At 68.0% G+C, this 1,536-nt stretch carries 1 protein-coding gene and 1 pseudogene; both read left to right on the forward strand.

Annotated elements, in window-relative coordinates:
- Nucleotides 1-128: pseudogene (locus FV226_RS27470) on the forward strand (IS481 family transposase); the annotation flags it as partial.
- Nucleotides 129-503: 375 nt separating this feature from the next.
- Nucleotides 504-1,536 (forward strand): MCP four helix bundle domain-containing protein (locus FV226_RS27475; protein WP_187278877.1); only part of this gene is annotated, 1,033 nt, incomplete at its 3' end.

Genomic DNA, 1,536 nt, shown 5'->3' on the forward strand with positions numbered 1-1,536 from the left:
ATTTTGGCCGACGCCTGAAGACCCTGCGGGGTCTCACGCCCTACGAGGCCATCTGCAAAGCATGGTCCGCCGAGCCCAGTCGCTTCCGGTCAAACCCGCTCCACCAAATGCCGGGACCAAACATCTAGCGCGACGCGCCGGGTCGGTCGACCGGCCACGATGCGGGGTGCGCCGTCAAAGAGAAGCTGGTCTTTGCACCCGGGCGACCATGCAGACGGCCCCTGACGCGTCCCACCGCGTGCGCGCGTCAGGGGCCGTTTCAAGCAACGCTCCATCAGGACGCGCGTCGTTTCCGGCACATCCGTTCATGGGCTCAGCTATCATCGGAAACATATCGATCGATGTCGATGCATTAAGCACGGTGCACCTTTTGGATGCAGGGTGATGGTCTCTGAAACCGACGGTCGGCACGGGTTTTTTAACGCGTTGAACCGCTTTCTCATCCAGCGGTTGTGCGCGCGGCGCGCCGCCCCGGTCGTCCCGCGCAGGTTCGGACAATGCGCTTGCACGTCTCCCTCAAAGCCTCGCTCGGCGCCGCCTTCGGCTTCCTTGCACTCATCAGCGCCGGACAGGGCGTCGTCTCGCTTGCGAAGCTGTCGAGCATCGGCACGTCCGTCGACGCGATCTCCAGCAACTGGCTGCCCTCCGTCGTCGCGGCGAACAACGTCAAGGCCGCCGAAGCCGACATCCGCATCAAGCATCTGCGCCTCCTGACGCCCACGAAGTCGGCGACCGCCTTCTCCGAGGACAGCAAGCTGCTCGCGACGTCGGCGTCCGAGTTCGAGGCGACGCGCAAGTCCTACGAGACCTTGATCTCCGGCGAGGACGAGCGCTCGATCTACAACGCGTTCGTCGCGTCCTGGAACAAGTACGATGCGGCCACCGTGGAATCCATGCAGTTGGCCGAGGCGGGACTGATGTCGGAGGCGGCGGCGCTGATCGGCAGCCCCGACAACGCGAACTTGTACGACAACGCCCGCGACGCGCTGAACCGCGTCGTCGCCTACAACGAGGTCGGCGCCCGCAGGGATGCGGCGGACGCCATGGCTCAGATCGATGCCGCGACGGCGACGACCTACTGCGCCATCGTCCTGGCGCTCGTCGCGGCCTGCGCCGCCGCGGCGTTCAGCCTCCTGCGCGTCTCGCGACCGATCCAGGCGATGACCGGCGTGATGTCGGGGCTGGCCGCCGGCGAGGCCGAGATCGCGGTGCCGTACGGCGCCCGCCGCGACGAAATCGGCGCGATGGCGTCGGCGGTCCAGGTGTTCAAGGAGAACCTGATCCGCACACGCAAGCTGGAGGCGGAGACGGCGGACGCGCGGCTGGCGGCGGAGGCGCAGCGCAAGGCCGGGATGCGGCAGATGGCCGACGACTTCGAGGCGGCGGTGGGCGGCATCGTCGGGATGGTGTCGTCCTCGGCGACCGAACTGCAGGCCACCGCCCGGACCCTGACCGCGACCGCCGCCGAGACCGCGGGCCAGTCCACCACGGTGGCGGCGGCCGCCGAGGAGGCCGGCACCAACGTCACCACGGTGG

The organism is Methylobacterium sp. WL12, assembly GCF_008039475.1.
In the GTDB taxonomy this organism is placed as follows: Bacteria; Pseudomonadota; Alphaproteobacteria; order Rhizobiales; family Beijerinckiaceae; genus Methylobacterium; species Methylobacterium cerastii.